Source organism: Actinomadura sp. HBU206391 (assembly GCF_014323665.1).
GTDB lineage: Bacteria > Actinomycetota > Actinomycetes > Streptosporangiales > Streptosporangiaceae > Actinomadura_C.
In genome coordinates this window covers 1-15,872 of sequence record NZ_JABVEB010000127.1, presented here as the reverse complement: position 1 = coordinate 15,872, position 15,872 = coordinate 1, and the positions used below count along the sequence as shown (strand labels likewise).

Sequence of the window (15,872 nt, the reverse complement as noted above, 5' to 3'; positions counted from 1 at the left end):
CGCTCGCGACGAGCGCCGCGTCGGCCGCGCGCGACCTGCGCGCGGGAGCCGGGTGCGCGCACGTGAGCACCACCTCCAACCAGCACGTGTTCGAGCTGCTCCTGGAGGCCGCCGAACAGGCGGCACGGGCCCGCGACGACCGCGGCCGGGCGATCGACCTGGCCCGCGCGGTCGAGACGGCCTGCCGGTTCCCCGAGGCCTTCGAGACCAGCGTCCCGTACGAGCGCCTGCGCGGTCTCCTCGACGAGGCGGCCGCGGCCGGACCCGGCGACGACCCGGAGGTCACGGCGCGCCTGGCGCTGGCCCACGCGTGGCTGGCCGGCCCGGACAAGGGGGCACCCGACCCCGCCCTCGCCGCCGCCGCCCTCGCCGCCACCCGGGCGACCGCGGACCCGGTCCTGGTCAGCTCCGGCCTGTGCGCCGCCGGGACCGCGGCCCTGCACGCCGGACGACTACGCGAGGCCAACCGCATCACCCGCGAACGCCTGGCGCTGCTGCCGTCCATGGACCGCGACGACCCGTACTGCGCACCGGAGATCTGCAACACCTACGGCCGCGCCTGCGTCTACGCGATCATGACCGGCGACCTGCCCGGCGCGATGGCCGCCGCCCGCGCCGGCATCGACGACGACCTGCTGCGCGATTCCCACATCACGGCCAGCCGCCTCGTCCAGCCCCTCGTGCTGACCGGCCGCTTCCACGACGCGATCGGCCACGCCGAACGAATGCTGGACCAATGGGAACGCGCCGGACGCCCCGCCCCGCTCTGGATGCTGCCGGCCGTGAGCATGACGGTGCTGGCCAGCGCGATGCTCGATGAGCCGGGGCCGGTGGCACTGTGGCGGGCGCATGCCGCGGAAATGGCCGGCGGCACGCTCGGCACGGCACCGGTCGCGGCGTTCGTCGACGCCCGCGTCGCCCTCCACAACGAGCGGTACGACACCGCCGAACCCCTCGTACGCACGGCCTTCACCGTCGACGCCCCGCTGGACAAATACCTCGCGTACGCGCGGGCGGCGGGCGCGGAATTGGCCGTGGCCGCACGCCTGCCCGACGCGGCGGACCTGCTGGCGGCGGCCACCCCGCTCGCCGAAGAGAACACCTGGGCGGCGGCCTGCCTCGCCCGTGCCCGCGGGCGCCTCCACGACGACCGCGCCGAACTCGCCCGCGCCCTCACCGCGTTCGAAAGCCTGGACGCACAGGCCGAACGCGACCACACCCAAGCCTTGCTGGCGCGGCTCTAGTACTGCAACGGCCAAGTGGCTGGGCTGGATGAGCTGGGTTGTCGGATGGGGCGCCGGTTTGGGCGGGGGCGGGTGGAGCCGCGGCGGCAGGCGCTGGCGTATGTGCGGGGTCTGCTGGCCGGGTTGGAGCGCAAGAACGGGTGGACGCTGGCTGAGTTCGCCGGTGATACGGCGCCGGACGCCATGCAGCGGTTGTTGCGCGGGGCGCACTGGGATGCCGAGGATCTGCAGGCCGACGTGCGCGAGTACGTGGTCGAGTACCTCGGTGACGCTGATGGAGTGCTGATCGTGGACGAGACCGGATTCCTCAAAAGGGATCAGGTCGGCCGGGGTGCAGCGGCAGTACTAGTTCGGTTCGCCGTTCGGCGACCTCAGCATGTGCGCCGACGACGCGAGTGCGCAGATACTCCTGCATCTTGCGCCGGCCAGGCTCCTCACCTGCAGTCGCGGCAGAGAGGGTAGTCACGATATCTGCGGGACAGTCGCTCAGGCCGTGGAGGGTTATCGCCGGTTCTCATTGCCCTGGGAGGGTCTGCGACGGTGGAGCGCGTACCGGCCGACAATGAGGACTTTCACAACGACCACTACCAGGATTCCGCCGACGACCCAGCCGGCCCGCAGAGAGCTCGCGAGGAGGGCTTCGCCCAGTCGCAGGTGGACCGCGATGACCAGCGCCGCGATGGCCACCAAGGCGGCCGTGCTGAGGTGCCGACGGCGTGCTGCGGTTGCTCGTACGGGTGGAGGTGGGGGGTCGAGGGTCTGGCCGGGTGGTGGTGTGATCGGTTGGGTCTGCCGCGTCAGCTTGTGCGACTTCCCATCTCGCCCGGGCTGCCGGTCGCTGAAGTACAGCACGAACAGGCGGCCTCGGGGCCGCAGGACCGTCCGCAGCCACGTCGAGGTAGGCGGCGCGGTCGGCATCGCTGAAGGAGTGGAAGACCAGGGAGTCCAGCACCGTGTCGAACACCTCTCCCAGCTGAGCCAGCCGCCGCACGTCATGGCGCAGGAAGCGCGCTGCCAATCCCCGCTGATGCGCCTTCTCCCGAGCGGTGCGCAATGCGTTGGAGGCCAGGTCGACTCCGGTGGCGTCCAGGCCGAAACCGGCTGCGTCCAGGCCGAAACCGGCGGCGAGCAGTGTGTGCTCCCCGGTACGCCACGCTAAGGTCACCCACCTGCTTCCCCATGGTCGACCCTGAGCAAGCGTTCGTCGAACCAGACGTCTTCGTAGCCCGGCGCAAGAAGAAATCGCCAACCTGGAGGAAGAACTAGGTAGGGCGCCACCTCTGGCCACGCCTCGACTAGGTGCTCCATGTGCCAGGGGACGAAGAAGTCGTCTGCCGACGACAGTTCACCAGCCCAGACGTACCAGCCGTTGGCGGCACCTTGGACGGGATGCCGGAGGCCGTGTAGTGGCCACGCCATAGCCTTAGTCCGGTTCACGACATCTCTCGATGCTCCGACAACCGTGCTCGATAGCGGTGGAGTCGGCCGCACACCAAATCTTGCGCACACCGCTGTTTGATCACTTACCGACTGATCAAACGTCGCCATCGAAAAATCATCCCATGCAGCCAGATCGCACGGCAACAAGGCTTACGACTACACCCACCTACGGCAATGGCCGCGTGCAGAGGGCATCACCCAACGCCTTGCCAAATAGCCTCCCACCTCCACCGCCGCTAAGAAAAGCATCGCCGCCATCCTGACCCGCTACCGCCGACTCACCAATTGAGACGACCTCTAAGTACGGTAAGCCGCACTCGATCCTGGCATGCTCCACGGCGGCTCTGGATCGCCTCCGCCTAGGTCCACCCGGCGTGTACGCCGCCGAGTTTCGTTGGGTCCTTTGGCCCTAGACGCCGTGAAGGCGCCGCTTTTAGCGTGATGCCGGTCCGCTCCCGGTCAGACCTCGGAAGCGGAGCTCATGATGAGACAAGGTTCCTACCTGAACGTTAGAAGGAGTTCAGATGGCGAGCAGGCTGGTGGTCTCGACCTTCCTGTCGTTGGACGGGGTCATGCAGGGCCCCGGTGGGCCCGGCGAAGACGACTCCAACGATTTCCCGCACGGCGGATGGCTGGCCCCGCACGTGGACGAGGGGTTCGGCCGCATCATGGGCGAGGTGTTCGACCGCGCGGACGGCATGCTCCTGGGCCGCAGGTCGTATGACATCCTCTCGGGGCACTGGCCCAACGTGCCCGACGAGGAGGGTGGCGCCAAGATCAACAGCATGCCCAAGTACGTCGCCACGAGAAGTCCGATGAACGCCGAGTGGCGAAACACCGAGGTGCTGGTGGGCGAGGCCGCCCAGACGATCGCCGATCTCAAGAAGCGCACCGAAGGCGAAATCCTCGTTCAGGGCAGCAGTGACCTGCTTCGTACGGTGCAAGAGGCCGAGCTGGTCGACGAGTACCGACTGCTGATCTTCCCCGTCGTCCTTGGCCAGGGCAAGCGGCTGTTCGCCGAGGGAACCACTCCTGCTGGGCTGAAGCTCACCGGGTCGACCACCACCGAATCCGGCATCATGTATGTCACCTATGAATGGGTGGGGAAGCCCTCGTACAGTTCGGTCGTTTAGGGCCGTTCCAGAAGGTCGTCTGTTCAAGGTAACCGCGAAGAGACTGGATTTATGGCGGTTTCCGCCCCTCCTATGGCGCAGCTCAAGCGCTGGAAGATGTGGGTCCTGACTTGTCTCGCGATTTACCCGATCATCACGGCGTTCGGCTATCTCCTGCAGGCAGCCATTCCCCGGCTGCCGATGTTCGTGCGCTTCCTCATCATGGTGCCGGTCGCCGTCGCGCTGCTGATCTTCTTGGTGATGCCCGCGCTTACCAAGTTGTTCGGGTCATGGCTCATCCGATGACCGCTCATCTGCTCGGCGCCGGCTCCGTCCCGCGGGAGGTGATCGCGGGAACTGCACAACAGCGACGGCGGCGACATTGCCGCCCAGGGGTAGGCCCAGGCCAGTGCCGTTGAACCGCTGCGCCCCCCGTCGACGGGGGGCGCAGCGATTCAAGTTTGTGGTGTTGGGGCAGCCGAGACGTACGCCTGGATCCGTTGATGGGTGGCACGGCCCAGTGGCGGGGTGCCGTCCATCAGGCACTTGATCAGGAGATTCTGCCTCCTTACCAGGTGCGGATGGTGGACATGTCCGTAAGGCGGGGCGGGTCGGCGCCTTGGCGCAGGCAGGTGAGGGTGGCGACCTCGGTGGCGAAGGCGAGGGCGTGCTCGAGGAGGTCGGGGTCGAGGGTGTGGAGTCGTCTGCCGAGTGCGCCGTGGTAGTGGAGGGTGTGCAGGAGCCCGGCTGTGAAGGCGTCGCCGGCGCCGATGGTGTCGACGGGGGTTATCGAGCGGCTTCGCGTGGTGATGCGGTGGCCGTTGAGGGAGGCGTGGGCGCCTCGTTCGCCTCGGGTGATGATGATGAGCTGGATTCCGGCGGTGTGCCATTCCTCGCAGAGGTCGTCGATGGTCCGGTCGGGGCACAGCAGGGTGAGGTCGTCTTCACTGAGGCGGAACAGGTCGGCCGTCGCGATCCAGCCGGGAAGGAGCCGGCGGTATTTGTCGAGGGGGATGATGCCGGGGCGGACGTTGGGGTCGATGGAGATGGTCGAGGTTGGTCGGTGTGCTCGTAGAAGGTTCTCGATGAGGGGGCCGCCGGGTTCCAGGGCGAGGGCCAGGGAGCCCGCGTGGACGCACGAGGCGCCCAGGGGCGTTCGGGCTGCGAGCTCGTCGGTCGTCCACTGCCAGTCGGCGGTGCCTTCGGTGTAGAAGGAGTAGATGGCCTGGCCGTCGTCACCGACCGCCGCCAGAGCAAGGGTGGCGGATTCGGGAGCGTCGGCGACGTGGCGGAGGTCGACGCCGGACTCCGACAGGTAGGTGCGGAGCAGGGCTCCCAGGGGTCCGTGGGGGATCCGGCCGACGAACCGGGTCGGCACGCCGAGTCGGCTGAGGGCGACCGCGGTGTTGGCGGGGCCACCGCCGGGCCGCACGTGCAGGTCGAGCGGGCCGGGGATCGGGTCAGGGGAGACGAAGGCATCGGCCACGGTCTCGCCGATGACCGCGATGTGGTTCAACGACGGCCTTTCAGGCTCGGGACGCCGGGGCGTGCACGCCCAGGCAGGCGCGGACGGCGGCGGTCAGCCGGTTGGCGCGGTCGTCGTCGGCGGGGCCCATCTGGTTGGTGACGTAGGCGAAGCCGACCTCGTGCTCGTCGTCGCCGAAGGCCAGGTGGCCGCCGGCGCCGTCGTGGCCGAAGCTGCGTTCGCCCAGGAGCGGCCGGGCGGGCGGGGAGTGCAGGAGGAAACCGGTCCCCCACCGTTGGCCGGTGTCAGCGAACCCGGACCGCTGCGGTCCGCTTGATTGGACGGCGAGGGCGTCGTCGATGGCGTCGCGGGTGAGCAGCCGTGGCCCGTCGATCGTTGAGACGCAGCCCGCGAACAGCCGGGCCAGACCACCGGCGGTGCTGACGCCGCCCGCACCGGGGATCTCGGCCGCCTGGATGCGCGGGTCGTTGAAGGTGACGACGCCGGCCTCGGCGGGGAAGGCGAACGCTCCTCCCATGGTGAGAGGCCGTGAGATGGCGGGGTCGTCCAGGATCGGGTCGTGGGGCGGCGGTTCGATCCAGGCGACGGCCTCGCGTTGCGATGCCGGCAGGCCGATCCAGGTGTGCAGTCCGAGGGGCTGGGCGAAGGTGTCGCGGAAGTACTGGCCGGGTGTCCGGCCCGTGATGCGGCGGATGACCTCCCCGGTCAGCCACCCGTAGGTCATGGCGTGGTAACTGTGCGCCGTTCCCGGCGTCCACTGCGGTGCCTGTTCCTGAATCGCCTCGATCACCGGCTGCCAGGCCAGGACCTCCTCGAGGGTGAGATCGCGGTCCAGGGAGGGAAGGCCGGCCCGGTGGGCCAGGAGCCAGCGAACGGTGGTGTCCTGCTTGCCGTTGCGAGCGTACTCGGGCCAGTACCGGGCGACGGGCGCGTCCAGGTCGAGGAGCCCTTGGTCGACCAGACGGTAGACGCAGATCGCGATGATGGCCTTGGTACAGGAGAACACCACCACCGAGGTGTCCTTCTCCCAGGGGCGCGCGGTGCGGCGGTCGGCCAGCCCGCCCCGAAGATCGACGACCTTGCGGCCTTTGACGAAGAGCGTGAGGGCGGCGCCGACCTCGCCTCGGGTGGCGAAGTTGTCGGCGAACACGTCCGCGAGCAGGCCGTAGCCCGCCTCGGCGTGGCCGTCAAGGTGTGGTGTGGGCAAGAGGTCTATCCCTTCACTGCGCCTTGCAGGAGCGCCTTGATGAACTGCCGCTGGAAGATGAGGAAGACCAGGAGCGTCGGGGTGAGGATGATCAGCGAACCGGCGCACAGCAGCACCAGGTCGGTGCCCCACTGTCCTTGGAAGGCGCCGAGCGCTCCGGCCATGGTCCGCTTGGCGGGGTCGTCGATGAGCACGATGGCCAGCAGGAACTGGTTCCAGGTCCACAGGAACAGCAGGATCGCCAGGGAGGAGACCGCAGGGCGGGCCAGCGGGACGTGAACCCGCCAGAACAGCTGCCAGGTGGTGGTTCCGTCGACCCGCGCGGCTTCGGAGATCTCGCTGGGCACGTTGACGAAGTGGGCCCTCATCCAGAACACCGCGAACGGCATGTACAGCCCGATGAGCGGCAGGATGATCGCCCACCGGGTGTTGAGCAGGCCGAGGTCGCGCACCTGGTAGTAGGTCGGGGTGATGACCGCTTCGAACGGCAGGGTGAGGCCGAGCAGGAACAGGCCGAACGCGATCGCACCGCCGGGGACGCGAAGGTGGCCGAGCCCGAACCCGGCCATCGTGGCGATGAGGACCGATACGGGGACGACGCCGGCGACGATCAGCAGGCTGGACTTGAGGAGCGCGCCCATGTTCGCGACGTTGAAGGCGTCGACGAAGTTGCCCCACTGCGGGTCGGAGGGCCACTGGAGGCCGGAGGGGACGGTCCCGCGGGGCTGCAACGCGGCCGACAGCATGCTGACGAAAGGCAGGAGCGTGGCGAGGATCAGCAGGACCAGGAAGACCTGGCCGGTCCACTGCTCGCGTCGGGTGAGCTTCATCCTCGCTCCTTTCGGGTCAGCCGCTGGATGGGCAGGATGCAGATCAGCACGAGCAGCATGAGCACGACGCTGAGCGCTGAGGCGAGCCCGACCTGCCGCTGGGCGAACGCGAGCCGGTAGATCTCCAGCCCGGGAACCGTGGTCTGCAGGCCGGGGCCGCCGCCGGTGGAGATGTAGACGATGTCGAAGCTGGCCAGGGCCGCGATGATGGTCACGGTCAGGCACACGCCGATCTCCTGGCGCAGGCCCGGCAGCGTGACGGCGAGGAACTGGCGGACGGGTCCGGCACCGTCGATGCTGGCCGCCTCGTACAGCGAAGAGTCGATCTTGCTCATGCCGGTGAGCAGGAGCATCGTGCACAACCCGAGCAGCACCCACACGCCGATCAGCCCGACCGAGGGCAGAGCGGTATCGAACTCGCCCAGCCACGACCGGGTCACCCCTCCCAAGCCGATCCCGCTCAGGAACTGGTTGACCATCCCGGTCGACGACAGCACCCAGCTCCAGGCGATACCCGCCGCGACCAGCGGGATCACCTGCGGCAGGAACAGGATCGTGCGGGTCACGGTGCCCAGCGGGCTGTCGGCCAGGCGACGGATGAGGCTGGCGATCAGGAGGCCGAGCCCGACCGGGATGAAGCTGAAGAAGATGATCAAAACGAACGCATTGCCGATGATCTTAAGGAGATCCGAGTCGGTCAACACGGTCACGTAGTTGTCCAGGCCGGTGAACTGCGCGGCTCCAATGCCGTCCCAGCGGTAGAGGGAGTACTGGAGGGTGAGCAGCAGCGGCCGCAGGACGAACACCCCGTACATGACCAGAGCAGGCAGGACGTACAGCCAGCCGCCCCATCGGGCCCGGCGTACCCGGCCCGGCCGGGACGTGGGAGCGGAGGAGGAGGCGGTGGCGGGTTCGGCGACGCCGCCAGTGCGGCCGCGCGGCGGCCGCACCTGGGCGTCGTGACTGGCTGGTGTCACTGAGACAGTTCCTTCGCGTACTCCTTCTGGACCGCCTTCACGTAGCCCTCGGGCGTCTGCTTTCCGACGATGAGCTGCTGGATCCCGGGCGTGATCGCCGAGGCGAAGATCGCTCCAGTGGCGTTGGCGGTGAAGTCGACGGCGCCGTTCTCCTTGGCGACGGTCGTGGAGGCGCCCAGCGTCTGGGCCAGCAGTGACCCCGCCGGGACAGCGGGAACGGGCAGGTCGGTCGGGCCGCCGGGGTTGGATCCGCCGACGTTCACCGCGATGTCGCGAGCCTTGGGATCGGTGTGGAGCCAGTTGAGGAAGAACGCGGCGACGTCGGGGTTCTTGGCCTTGGCGGAGATGCCGAAGGTGTTGGGAGCCGACATCGCCACGTGCTTGCCGCCGGCGGTCTCGGACGGGAAGAGGAAGAACCCGACGTCGTCCTTCATCGACTTGGCGAGGTTGGCCGACTCCCAGTCGCCGTTGAACATGAACAACCCGTTGCCCTTGCCGAACTGGCCCATCATCGCGGTGTAGTCGAGGGCGTTGGCGTCCTTGGGGAAGTAGCCGGCCTCAGCCCACTGCTTGATGTGCTGGGCGGCCTTCAGCGCCGCGGGGGTGTCGTAGGTCGCCCCGGGCTTCTGGAAGATCCAGTCCAGGACCTGGGCGGGGTCGCCGAACTGGTTCTGCAGGGCCTGCATCGGGAAGTTGATGCCCGCGGTGTTCTTGTTGAACTGCATGATCGGCAGGACGCCGGCGGACTTCGCCTTGGCCAGGAGGCCCTCGAACTCGGCGACGGTCGCGGGCGGCTGGGTCATCCCGGCCTTCTTGGCCAGCGTCTTGTTGTAGAACACGCCCGTGACGCTGTATCCCAGCCCCATCGCATACAGCGAGCCCGTCCCACGCGGCCGGCCGCCGTCGGCGATCCTCAGCTGCACGAGCTGCGAGGCCGGGAACTTGTTCCATCCGTAGGCGGTGAAGTACGGGTCGAGGTTCTTGAGCAGGCCGTTCTTCACCAGGTCGCTCATCGTCGGCAGCCGGATGATGTCCGGGGCGTCTGCGGAGGCCATCACTCGCGGCGCGTTCTCGACGATGGTCGTGAACTGATCCTCGCGAATGTCGAAGGTGACGTTCGGGTGCTGTTTGGTGAACTCGTCCGCCAGCGCCTTGGCCAGCGGGAACCCCGTCTCGGCGTACATCTTGAGCTTGACCGGAGCAGTTGCCAGCTGCGTGCTGACCGGTCCCGAACTCTCCGTGGTCGGCGCCTTGCCGCCCGGCGAACCACAGGCAGCGAGCGCCAGGACACCGCTCAGCGTCATCGAGAGCATCGCCCTGCGGCTGGGCCACGACGGCGCGGGGCCGCCCGTCGCTCTGCGCACGTATCTGATCATCTGCCCGCTCCTCGGGGTGTTTGCGACTTCGCTTGTGGTGCTCTCCGCGCCCGACCCAAGACCAGGGACGGAGGTGCGACCGATCTCGTGGGGGGCCATCACGCCACCCGCCCCGGTGTCGGTATTTCCAGGGGCTAAATTGATTTAGCATGAAGAATGCGCTGAGCCTCGATCCGTGTCAAGCGTCACCTGGTAACAGCACGGAAACAGGTTCTTCACATACGTTCACCCCGGCGGGGGGTGGAAAGACAGCCGAGCGCAGGGTTTGTCACAGTGCCCGCTGTGCGTCATCGTTGGTGGCGCGCGGCGGTCGTTCACGGCCCGCGAGCCCTGATCCGGAGGGGAGCATGATCCGCAAAAGAGTCACCCTTGCCGATGTGGCGGACCGCGCCGGACTATCCAAGACCACCGCCTCGATGGTGCTCAACGGACGCAACGACGTCAGGCTGTCCCCCGAGGCGTTCCGGCGAGTGCTGGCCGCCGCCGAGGAACTCGGCTACCGGCCCAACGTCGCGGCGCGGAGCCTGCGCACGAGTAAGACCGCGACCATCGCGTTCGTGTCCGACATCGTGGCCACGACCCGTTTCGCCGGTGACATGATCCGGGGTGCTCTGGACGCGGCCCGTGAGCACGATCATGTGCTGCTGATCGCTGAGACCCAGGGCGACGAGGCGATCGAACAGCAGGCGATCGAGGCGATGCTCGACCGCCAGGTCGACGGGATGATCTACGCGTCCATGGCGACTCGGCAGCTCAGTGTGCCCACGAGCCTGCTCGGCCGGCCGATCGTCCTGCTGAACGCGACGAGCGCCGATCCCGAGCAGCCGTTGCCCTCGATCAGGCCGGACGATGGTGCGGCGGGTTACGCCGTCGCCATGGCCCTGCTGCGGTCAGGCCACCGCGAGGGGATCGTGCTGGTGGGCCGTAACGAGCTCAAAGAACGCGACCCGCGCGTCTCCCTGGCCGCCGGCGCCCGCTTGGAGGGCATCACACGCGCCCTGGCCGAGCATGGCGTGGCCTTGGCCGGGGAGGCGTTCTGCGAGGAATGGCAGCCCGAGGAAGGCTACGCCGGCATGCGCCGACTGCTGAGCGGACAGAGCCGGCCGCGTGCGGTGATCTGCCTGAACGACCGCCTGGCTTTCGGCGCCTACCAAGCTCTCACCGAGGCCGGGTTGCACGTCGCCGACGACGTTTCGGTCGTCTCCTTCGACGATGACGCTCTCGCCTCCTGGCTGCGCCCCGGCCTGTCCACGGCCGCCCTCCCTCACGAGCAAATGGGCCGCGCGGCCGTCGAATTGCTGATCCAGCCGGACCAGACCACCGAGCAGCGCCTGACCCCGATGCCCCTGATCACGCGGGCCTCCATCGCCGCCCCCTCCACTGACTGACCGCTTTCTCCGAAGCCCCTCGAGACCATCAACCGTGGCGCTAAACCGATTCTCCTGATACGTTCCGCCCCAAAGAGGCCGCAGCGGGCAGGCGTCGTACCGAGCGCGGGCCACGCGAACGATGGGGGCGGGAAATGCTGCGTCTTGAAGATCACTGGGTGTGGGACAGCTGGTACGCAACCGACGATGACGGCCGCTATCACGTGTTCTTCCTGCGTGCCTCACGGGCGCTGCTGGACCCCGACCGCCGTCACCGCAGAGCGGTCATCGGCCACGCGATCTCGCATGATCTACGCGCCTGGGAACTGACCGCCGACGCCCTGGTCCCCTCCGACCGGCCGGGCTGGGACGACGTGGCCACCTGGACGGGATCGACCCTCGGCGGACCCGACGGCCGCTGGTACATGTACTACACCGGTGTCGGCAGCGCCGAAGACGGCCTGGTCCAGCGCATCGGCCTGGCCGTCTCCGACGACCTCACCACCTGGCACCGGCACGGAGACCAGCCCTTGGTCGAAGCCGACCCCACCTGGTACGAACGCCTCGGAGAAGGCGACTGGTACGAAGAGGCCTGGCGCGACCCATGGGTCTTCGCCGACCCCGGCGGAGACGGATGGCACATGCTCATCACCGCCCGGGCCAACCACGGTCCCGCCCACAGCCGCGGCGTCATCGGCCACGCACGATCAGCAGACCTGCTCAGCTGGACCGTCCAACCGCCCCTCACCGCCCCCGCGACCTTCGGCCACCTCGAAGTACCGCAGGTCACGATCATCGACGGCCACCCCTTCCTGCTGTTCTGCACCAACTCCCTGGCCCCGACCCACGGCCAAGGCCCCTCCCACATCTGGACCATCCCGGGAGAAAGCCTCACCGGCCCATGGGACATCACCGCCGCACGCCCCTTCCCCGACCCGCACCTCTACGCCCCTCGCCTCGTCACCGACACCGACGGGACCACCGCCCTGATCGGATTCATCGACCAGGTCGACGGCACCTTCATCGGCGAACTGACCGACCCCATCCCCGTCACTTACACGCCCGACAGCGGTCTCACCCGATCACACGCCACCGCAGAGGCCGTCTCGTAGAAGCGACGGGCTGTCCACGCCCTTAGCCACATCCGACCGGGCCAACAGCACGATCCAGCCAGTTGATCCGTCCGGCAACGCCGACGGATGCGAGCGGTTCGGCGCCGTCACGCCGCTCATCCGCGTGGGTCTTGCGTGAACCGGCAGTGGCCAGTGCGGTAGTTCACACAACGCCCTGTTCAGGCTCCCGCCGGTGGGGTCGCGGCTGGCCGGTCGACGGGTTGGAACAGTTCGATGAGGTTGCCGGCGGGGTCGGTGAGCAGGATCTGGTGTCCGCCGGGGCCGGCGACGACGTCGCTGTGGAAGGTCAGTCCGGTGGTGCGGAGCCGGTCGATTTCGGCGTCGAGGTCGTCGAGGATGAGATGGATGCGGTTGCGGCCGGGGACGGCCGGGTCGGGTGTGGCGCGGGCGCCGGAGCTGGCCGGGCCGGACAGCAGCAGCCGCAATGGCCCGCGGACCACGTCGGCGAAGGCGGGCGCGGCGCTCGTGTGGACCGTGAAGCCCAGGTGGGTGGTGTAGAAGTCGATGGCGGCCTGGACGTCATCGACGAGGTAGCGGACGCTGGCGAGCTGGTCGGGTGCGGTCATGGCCGGACCTCCGGTGCCGGTTGGGCGAGCTGGGACAGCAGGTGGTGGATGCGGGTGTCGATCTCCGCCGCCGTGCGGGTGAAGATCGGGTGACCGGCCGGCTCGGTGTCGGGGGCCGTGGCCGGGTCGGGGATGCTCCAGTGGATCCGCCGGGGGTGCTCGTCGAAGTCGGGGCAGACTTCGCGGACCTTGTCGCACAGGCTGATCACGTAGTCGAACCGGCGGCCGGCGAGGGTGTCCAGATGCCGCGGGCGCTGGTCGGCGATGTCGATGTCGTACTGCTCGCGCAGCACCCGCACGGCGTCTGGGTGCAGCTGCGGTTTGGGGTGGCTGCCGGCGCTGGTCACCTCGATGTGGCCGCTGGTGTGGTGGCGCAGCAGGGCCTCGGCGATCGGTGAGCGGGCGCTGTTGCCGGTGCAGGCGAACAGCACCGAGGGCGCGGTGTCTCCGGCTGCGGTGTCTTCGGGCGCGATCGATGGCGGGGCGGGGACCAAAGAGAGCGCGGGGTGCAGGGCGGTACCGGCGGCGGCCAGCCCGTCGCCGAGGCGCTCCAGGTGCAGGTGGTAGTAGCTGTCGCGGCCGTCGAAGCTGCTGCGCCGCGCGGTGACCAGCCCACCCGAGCGCAGCAGCCGCAGATGGTAGGAGACCAGGTTCTGCGGCTGGTCGACCAGGGCGACCAGTTCCCGCACGCGTAGATCGCTGCGCGCCAGCTCGCTCAACAGCCGCCAGCGCATCGCGTGGGCCACCAGGCCGATAAACGGCGGTAGGGCGGCTTGACCGGACAGCGTCATGCTCTGCATGATACATCGAGTCCGATTGATGCATCAAATGGAGTTGATGCATCTTGGCGGTGTCCACGTCGAGTTCGTCGCGTTGGTGGAGGAAACCGGCCCAAGGGGCACCTCGAGACGAGGGAGAGCTGTCATGGCGGATGGGATTGATCGTCGCGGCACCCCAGGAGCGCAGGCCGCCGGGGAGGCCAACCAGTGGTGGCTGGTGATCGCCGCCGCCCTAGCGGTGTTCATGGCGTCGGTGGACATGAGCATCGTCAATGTCGCGCTGCCGGCGATCGAGCGTGACCTGGAGGTCGCCACCAGCATGACCGAGTGGGTCGTGCTGGCCTATCTGCTGCCGCTGGCCGGCTTGGCGCTGCCGAGTGGGCGTTGGCTGGACGGTGTCGGGAGACGGCCGGCGCTACTGTTCTCGCTCACCGGCTTCGCGGTGGCGAGCGTCGCGGCGGGCTTGGCGCCCGGGTGGGCCTGGCTGATCGGTGCGCGGCTGGTCCAGGGGACCTTCGGAGCGCTGCTGTTCTCGCTGGTTCCCGGCGTTGGCCACGACGGCCGTCGGGCCGCAGGCGCGCGGCCGCGCGATGGGGCTGATCACCACCCTCGGCCCGCTCGGGCTGATCAGCGGGCCAGGGCTGGGCGGCGTGATCGTCGACGTGTTGGGCTGGCCGTGGATTTTCTTCGTCAACGCCCCGGTGAGCATGCTGGTCATGTCGGTCGCACTGCGCACGCTTCCACCCAGTACCCCGTTGCGAGTACCCGAGCGCCAGTGGTTCGCCGAGTCTGTGCTGCTCAGCGCAGCGGTCGCCGCGCTCCTGTTCGCCCTGTCCTTCACCGCCGGAGGGGGGCCGGCCTGGATGCTGCTCGCGCTGCTTGCGGTGCCATTGCTGCTGGTCTGGCTACGCATGCCCTCCAGCAGCGCCGTGCGTGATCTCTTCCGCACGTCGGGGGAGGTCGGACCGCATGTTGCGCTGGCCTCGGCTGCAACGGCCATCGGCACGGTGTTCTTCATGATCCCCTTCTTCATGCAACGCGAACTCGGGGAGTCGGTGTCGGCCGCCGGCGCCACCATCCTGCTTTTCCCGGCCGGCATGGCGGCGATGGGACCGGTCGGCGGCTTTCTGGGTGACTGGTGGGGGCCGCGCAGGACCGCCATCGTGGGCGCCGTCGTGTTCACCGTCGGCTTGGCTCTTCTCCTGCCCCTGGACGGCTCATGGAGCCCCGCGGATATGGCGTGGCGGCTTTTTGTGGCCGGCTGCGGAAACGGCCTGTTCAACGCCCCCAACGTGGCGATGGCGATGACGCACGCACCGCAGCGGTTGCTGGCGACGACCGGTTCCTCCACCAGCCTGGCCCGCACGCTGGGGTTCGCCCTAGGCCCCGCCCTGGCCACGCTGATGTGGTCCATCTCCTCCTATGAGCCTGCGGGGATGCGGGCAGCGATCACTGTGGCCACGGCGCTCAGCGCGTTGTCAGTCCTGGCCCTGGCACGCATGCCGGCACCCCGCGCGCCGGCGGCGGCCCCCGGCCACCGCGCCGTGGACGATGCTGTCACCTGACCCCGGCGCGCCCCAGCCCACCCACTGCGACCCCTGAGGTGGACGCTGATGTTCCAACCACGGTCCGGGTCACCACGGATCCGGCCGCCTGGCGCGCCGACTGGGCACCGGGGACGCGGTGGTCATCGGGCTGGGGTCGATGAAGCGAAGAGATGGGGCACCGCCCTGTTCGGCCGCCATGCGCGCGTGGTCATTGGCTTCGCCGGCTTGTTCGGCTGTTGCTGATACGCCGACCGGTGATGCGAGTAGGAAGAATGCGGACGAAGAGCTCTCTGACTCCACCGGCCCATGGTTCCACGCCCGCTGCCAAGACCGATGCGCGTTCGCTCTCGGACTCAACGTGATGTGCTGAACCTTGGACGAGGACGCTCCACCCCTGTTGTGCGGCGGGGACGAGGTTGTCGATCTCAAACGCCACCTTGTACTCGGCGCCCGCTATACCGGTACGAAGGTCCTCATCTGTCGGACTGTCATGGGCCGTGCGGAAGACGATGGTGCCCTCGTGCACCACGTAGTTGACCGGGAGCACCGTCGGCCCGAATCGCCCGTTATAGGCGAGCCGTCCGACTCCGCTCGGCGAAATCAGACGCAGGCACTCGGCCTCGTCGAGATGCTCGGGGATCGGCCTGCCCGTTCCCGAGAGCCGACCGGTCCCGGACTCGGCCCGATCGCCGGGAACCTCGCCGGTGCCGCCATCAGACATCAGTGGTCCTTTCCACTCCAGAAGGGGTGAACGAATACAGATCAATAAACTTCCCGCCGCCACGGCCCCTAACCGGAGCCGGCGCCA

15 protein-coding genes and 3 pseudogenes are annotated in these 15,872 nt (G+C 68.5%); 8 read left to right on the top strand and 10 right to left on the bottom strand.

Annotation, left to right across the window (positions count from 1 at the left end; translation table 11 throughout):
- A partial coding sequence (locus HKK72_RS26580) for a hypothetical protein (protein WP_222721158.1) occupies positions 1 to 1,244 on the top strand: 1,244 nt, incomplete at its 5' end.
- A gap of 45 nt (positions 1,245 to 1,289) precedes the next feature.
- Positions 1,290 to 1,590: pseudogene (locus tag HKK72_RS26575) on the top strand (transposase); the annotation flags it as partial.
- A 155-nt stretch (positions 1,591 to 1,745) separates the two neighbouring features.
- On the opposite strand, the gene HKK72_RS41395 reads toward HKK72_RS26575, so the two are convergent.
- Together HKK72_RS41395 and HKK72_RS42870 are read right to left on the bottom strand one after the other, a co-directional pair.
- Positions 1,746 to 2,162 carry a hypothetical protein gene (locus HKK72_RS41395; RefSeq protein ID WP_261987221.1) on the bottom strand — a complete coding sequence of 139 codons (417 nt, stop codon included), beginning with the start codon at positions 2,160 to 2,162 and terminating at the stop codon, positions 1,746 to 1,748.
- 34 nt (positions 2,163 to 2,196) lie between these two features.
- Positions 2,197 to 2,409 (bottom strand): annotated as a pseudogene (locus HKK72_RS42870) (class I SAM-dependent methyltransferase); the annotation flags it as partial.
- A gap of 799 nt (positions 2,410 to 3,208) precedes the next feature.
- On the opposite strand from HKK72_RS42870, the gene HKK72_RS26565 reads away from it, so the two are divergent.
- Positions 3,209 to 3,817 (top strand): dihydrofolate reductase family protein, encoded by a 609-nt coding sequence (locus HKK72_RS26565; RefSeq protein ID WP_187237161.1) that lies wholly within the window; start codon positions 3,209 to 3,211, stop codon positions 3,815 to 3,817.
- Positions 3,818 to 3,889: 72 nt separating this feature from the next.
- Complete coding sequence (locus HKK72_RS26560; RefSeq protein WP_187237160.1) at positions 3,890 to 4,102, top strand: hypothetical protein; 213 nt, start codon at positions 3,890 to 3,892, stop codon at positions 4,100 to 4,102.
- Between the two features lie 262 nt (positions 4,103 to 4,364).
- Here the strand turns inward: HKK72_RS26560 and HKK72_RS26555 are convergent, their stop codons facing one another.
- The 5 genes from HKK72_RS26555 to HKK72_RS26535 are packed head-to-tail and all read right to left on the bottom strand — an operon-like array spanning position 4,365 to position 9,672.
- The gene (locus HKK72_RS26555) at positions 4,365 to 5,312 is read right to left on the bottom strand and encodes a carbohydrate kinase family protein (protein ID WP_187237159.1); all 948 of its coding nucleotides are present in this window, start codon (positions 5,310 to 5,312) and stop codon (positions 4,365 to 4,367) included.
- Positions 5,313 to 5,322: 10 nt separating this feature from the next.
- Positions 5,323 to 6,489, bottom strand: coding sequence for a serine hydrolase domain-containing protein (locus HKK72_RS26550; RefSeq protein WP_187237158.1), 1,167 nt, complete (start codon positions 6,487 to 6,489; stop codon positions 5,323 to 5,325).
- A 5-nt stretch (positions 6,490 to 6,494) separates the two neighbouring features.
- Positions 6,495 to 7,319 (bottom strand): carbohydrate ABC transporter permease, encoded by an 825-nt coding sequence (locus HKK72_RS26545; RefSeq protein WP_187237157.1) that lies wholly within the window; start codon positions 7,317 to 7,319, stop codon positions 6,495 to 6,497.
- Entirely contained in the window at positions 7,316 to 8,296 is a 981-nt protein-coding gene (locus tag HKK72_RS26540) for a sugar ABC transporter permease (RefSeq protein WP_315987459.1), read from the bottom strand. The genes HKK72_RS26545 and HKK72_RS26540 overlap by 4 nt, the downstream gene beginning before the upstream one ends.
- On the bottom strand, positions 8,293 to 9,672 hold the full coding sequence (locus HKK72_RS26535; protein ID WP_187237156.1) for an ABC transporter substrate-binding protein: 1,380 nt from the start codon (positions 9,670 to 9,672) through the stop codon (positions 8,293 to 8,295). The genes HKK72_RS26540 and HKK72_RS26535 overlap by 4 nt, the downstream gene beginning before the upstream one ends.
- A 347-nt stretch (positions 9,673 to 10,019) precedes the next feature.
- Here HKK72_RS26535 and HKK72_RS26530 point away from each other — a divergent pair, with 347 nt between their 5' ends.
- Together HKK72_RS26530 and HKK72_RS26525 are read left to right on the top strand one after the other, a co-directional pair.
- On the top strand, positions 10,020 to 11,060 hold the full coding sequence (locus HKK72_RS26530) for a LacI family DNA-binding transcriptional regulator (protein ID WP_187237155.1): 1,041 nt from the start codon (positions 10,020 to 10,022) through the stop codon (positions 11,058 to 11,060).
- 134 nt (positions 11,061 to 11,194) lie between these two features.
- Positions 11,195 to 12,151, top strand: coding sequence for a glycoside hydrolase family 68 protein (locus HKK72_RS26525; protein ID WP_187237154.1), 957 nt, complete (start codon positions 11,195 to 11,197; stop codon positions 12,149 to 12,151).
- 179 nt (positions 12,152 to 12,330) lie between these two features.
- Here the strand turns inward: HKK72_RS26525 and HKK72_RS26520 are convergent, their stop codons facing one another.
- Together HKK72_RS26520 and HKK72_RS26515 are read right to left on the bottom strand one after the other, a co-directional pair.
- Complete coding sequence (locus HKK72_RS26520; RefSeq protein ID WP_187237153.1) at positions 12,331 to 12,738, bottom strand: VOC family protein; 408 nt, start codon at positions 12,736 to 12,738, stop codon at positions 12,331 to 12,333.
- Positions 12,735 to 13,529: an ArsR family transcriptional regulator gene (locus HKK72_RS26515; protein WP_187237152.1), complete on the bottom strand. Its 795-nt coding sequence runs from the start codon at positions 13,527 to 13,529 to the stop codon at positions 12,735 to 12,737. The genes HKK72_RS26520 and HKK72_RS26515 overlap by 4 nt, the downstream gene beginning before the upstream one ends.
- On the opposite strand from HKK72_RS26515, the pseudogene HKK72_RS42865 reads away from it, so the two are divergent.
- Together HKK72_RS42865 and HKK72_RS26510 are read left to right on the top strand one after the other, a co-directional pair.
- Positions 13,528 to 14,046: pseudogene (locus HKK72_RS42865) on the top strand (MFS transporter); the annotation flags it as partial. The gene HKK72_RS26515 and the pseudogene HKK72_RS42865 overlap by 2 nt on opposite strands.
- A gap of 19 nt (positions 14,047 to 14,065) precedes the next feature.
- Entirely contained in the window at positions 14,066 to 15,082 is a 1,017-nt protein-coding gene (locus HKK72_RS26510; RefSeq protein WP_187237151.1) for an MFS transporter, read from the top strand.
- A 190-nt stretch (positions 15,083 to 15,272) separates the two neighbouring features.
- Here HKK72_RS26510 and HKK72_RS26505 read toward each other — a convergent pair.
- The coding region (locus HKK72_RS26505; protein ID WP_261987220.1) for a pyridoxamine 5'-phosphate oxidase family protein at positions 15,273 to 15,872 on the bottom strand (600 nt) is incomplete at its 5' end.

Bases quoted from the DNA above. Each gene is read 5' to 3' on its own strand.
- HKK72_RS41395 (WP_261987221.1), bottom strand. From the start codon at position 2,162: ATGCCGACCGCGCCGCCTACCTCGACGTGGCTGCGGACGGTCCTGCGG.
- HKK72_RS26565 (WP_187237161.1), top strand. From the start codon at position 3,209: ATGGCGAGCAGGCTGGTGGTCTCGACCTTCCTGTCGTTGGACGGGGTC.
- HKK72_RS26560 (WP_187237160.1), top strand. From the start codon at position 3,890: ATGGCGCAGCTCAAGCGCTGGAAGATGTGGGTCCTGACTTGTCTCGCG.
- HKK72_RS26545 (WP_187237157.1), bottom strand. From the start codon at position 7,319: ATGAAGCTCACCCGACGCGAGCAGTGGACCGGCCAGGTCTTCCTGGTC.
- HKK72_RS26535 (WP_187237156.1), bottom strand. From the start codon at position 9,672: ATGATCAGATACGTGCGCAGAGCGACGGGCGGCCCCGCGCCGTCGTGG.
- HKK72_RS26530 (WP_187237155.1), top strand. From the start codon at position 10,020: ATGATCCGCAAAAGAGTCACCCTTGCCGATGTGGCGGACCGCGCCGGA.
- HKK72_RS26525 (WP_187237154.1), top strand. From the start codon at position 11,195: ATGCTGCGTCTTGAAGATCACTGGGTGTGGGACAGCTGGTACGCAACC.
- HKK72_RS26520 (WP_187237153.1), bottom strand. From the start codon at position 12,738: ATGACCGCACCCGACCAGCTCGCCAGCGTCCGCTACCTCGTCGATGAC.
- HKK72_RS26515 (WP_187237152.1), bottom strand. From the start codon at position 13,529: ATGACGCTGTCCGGTCAAGCCGCCCTACCGCCGTTTATCGGCCTGGTG.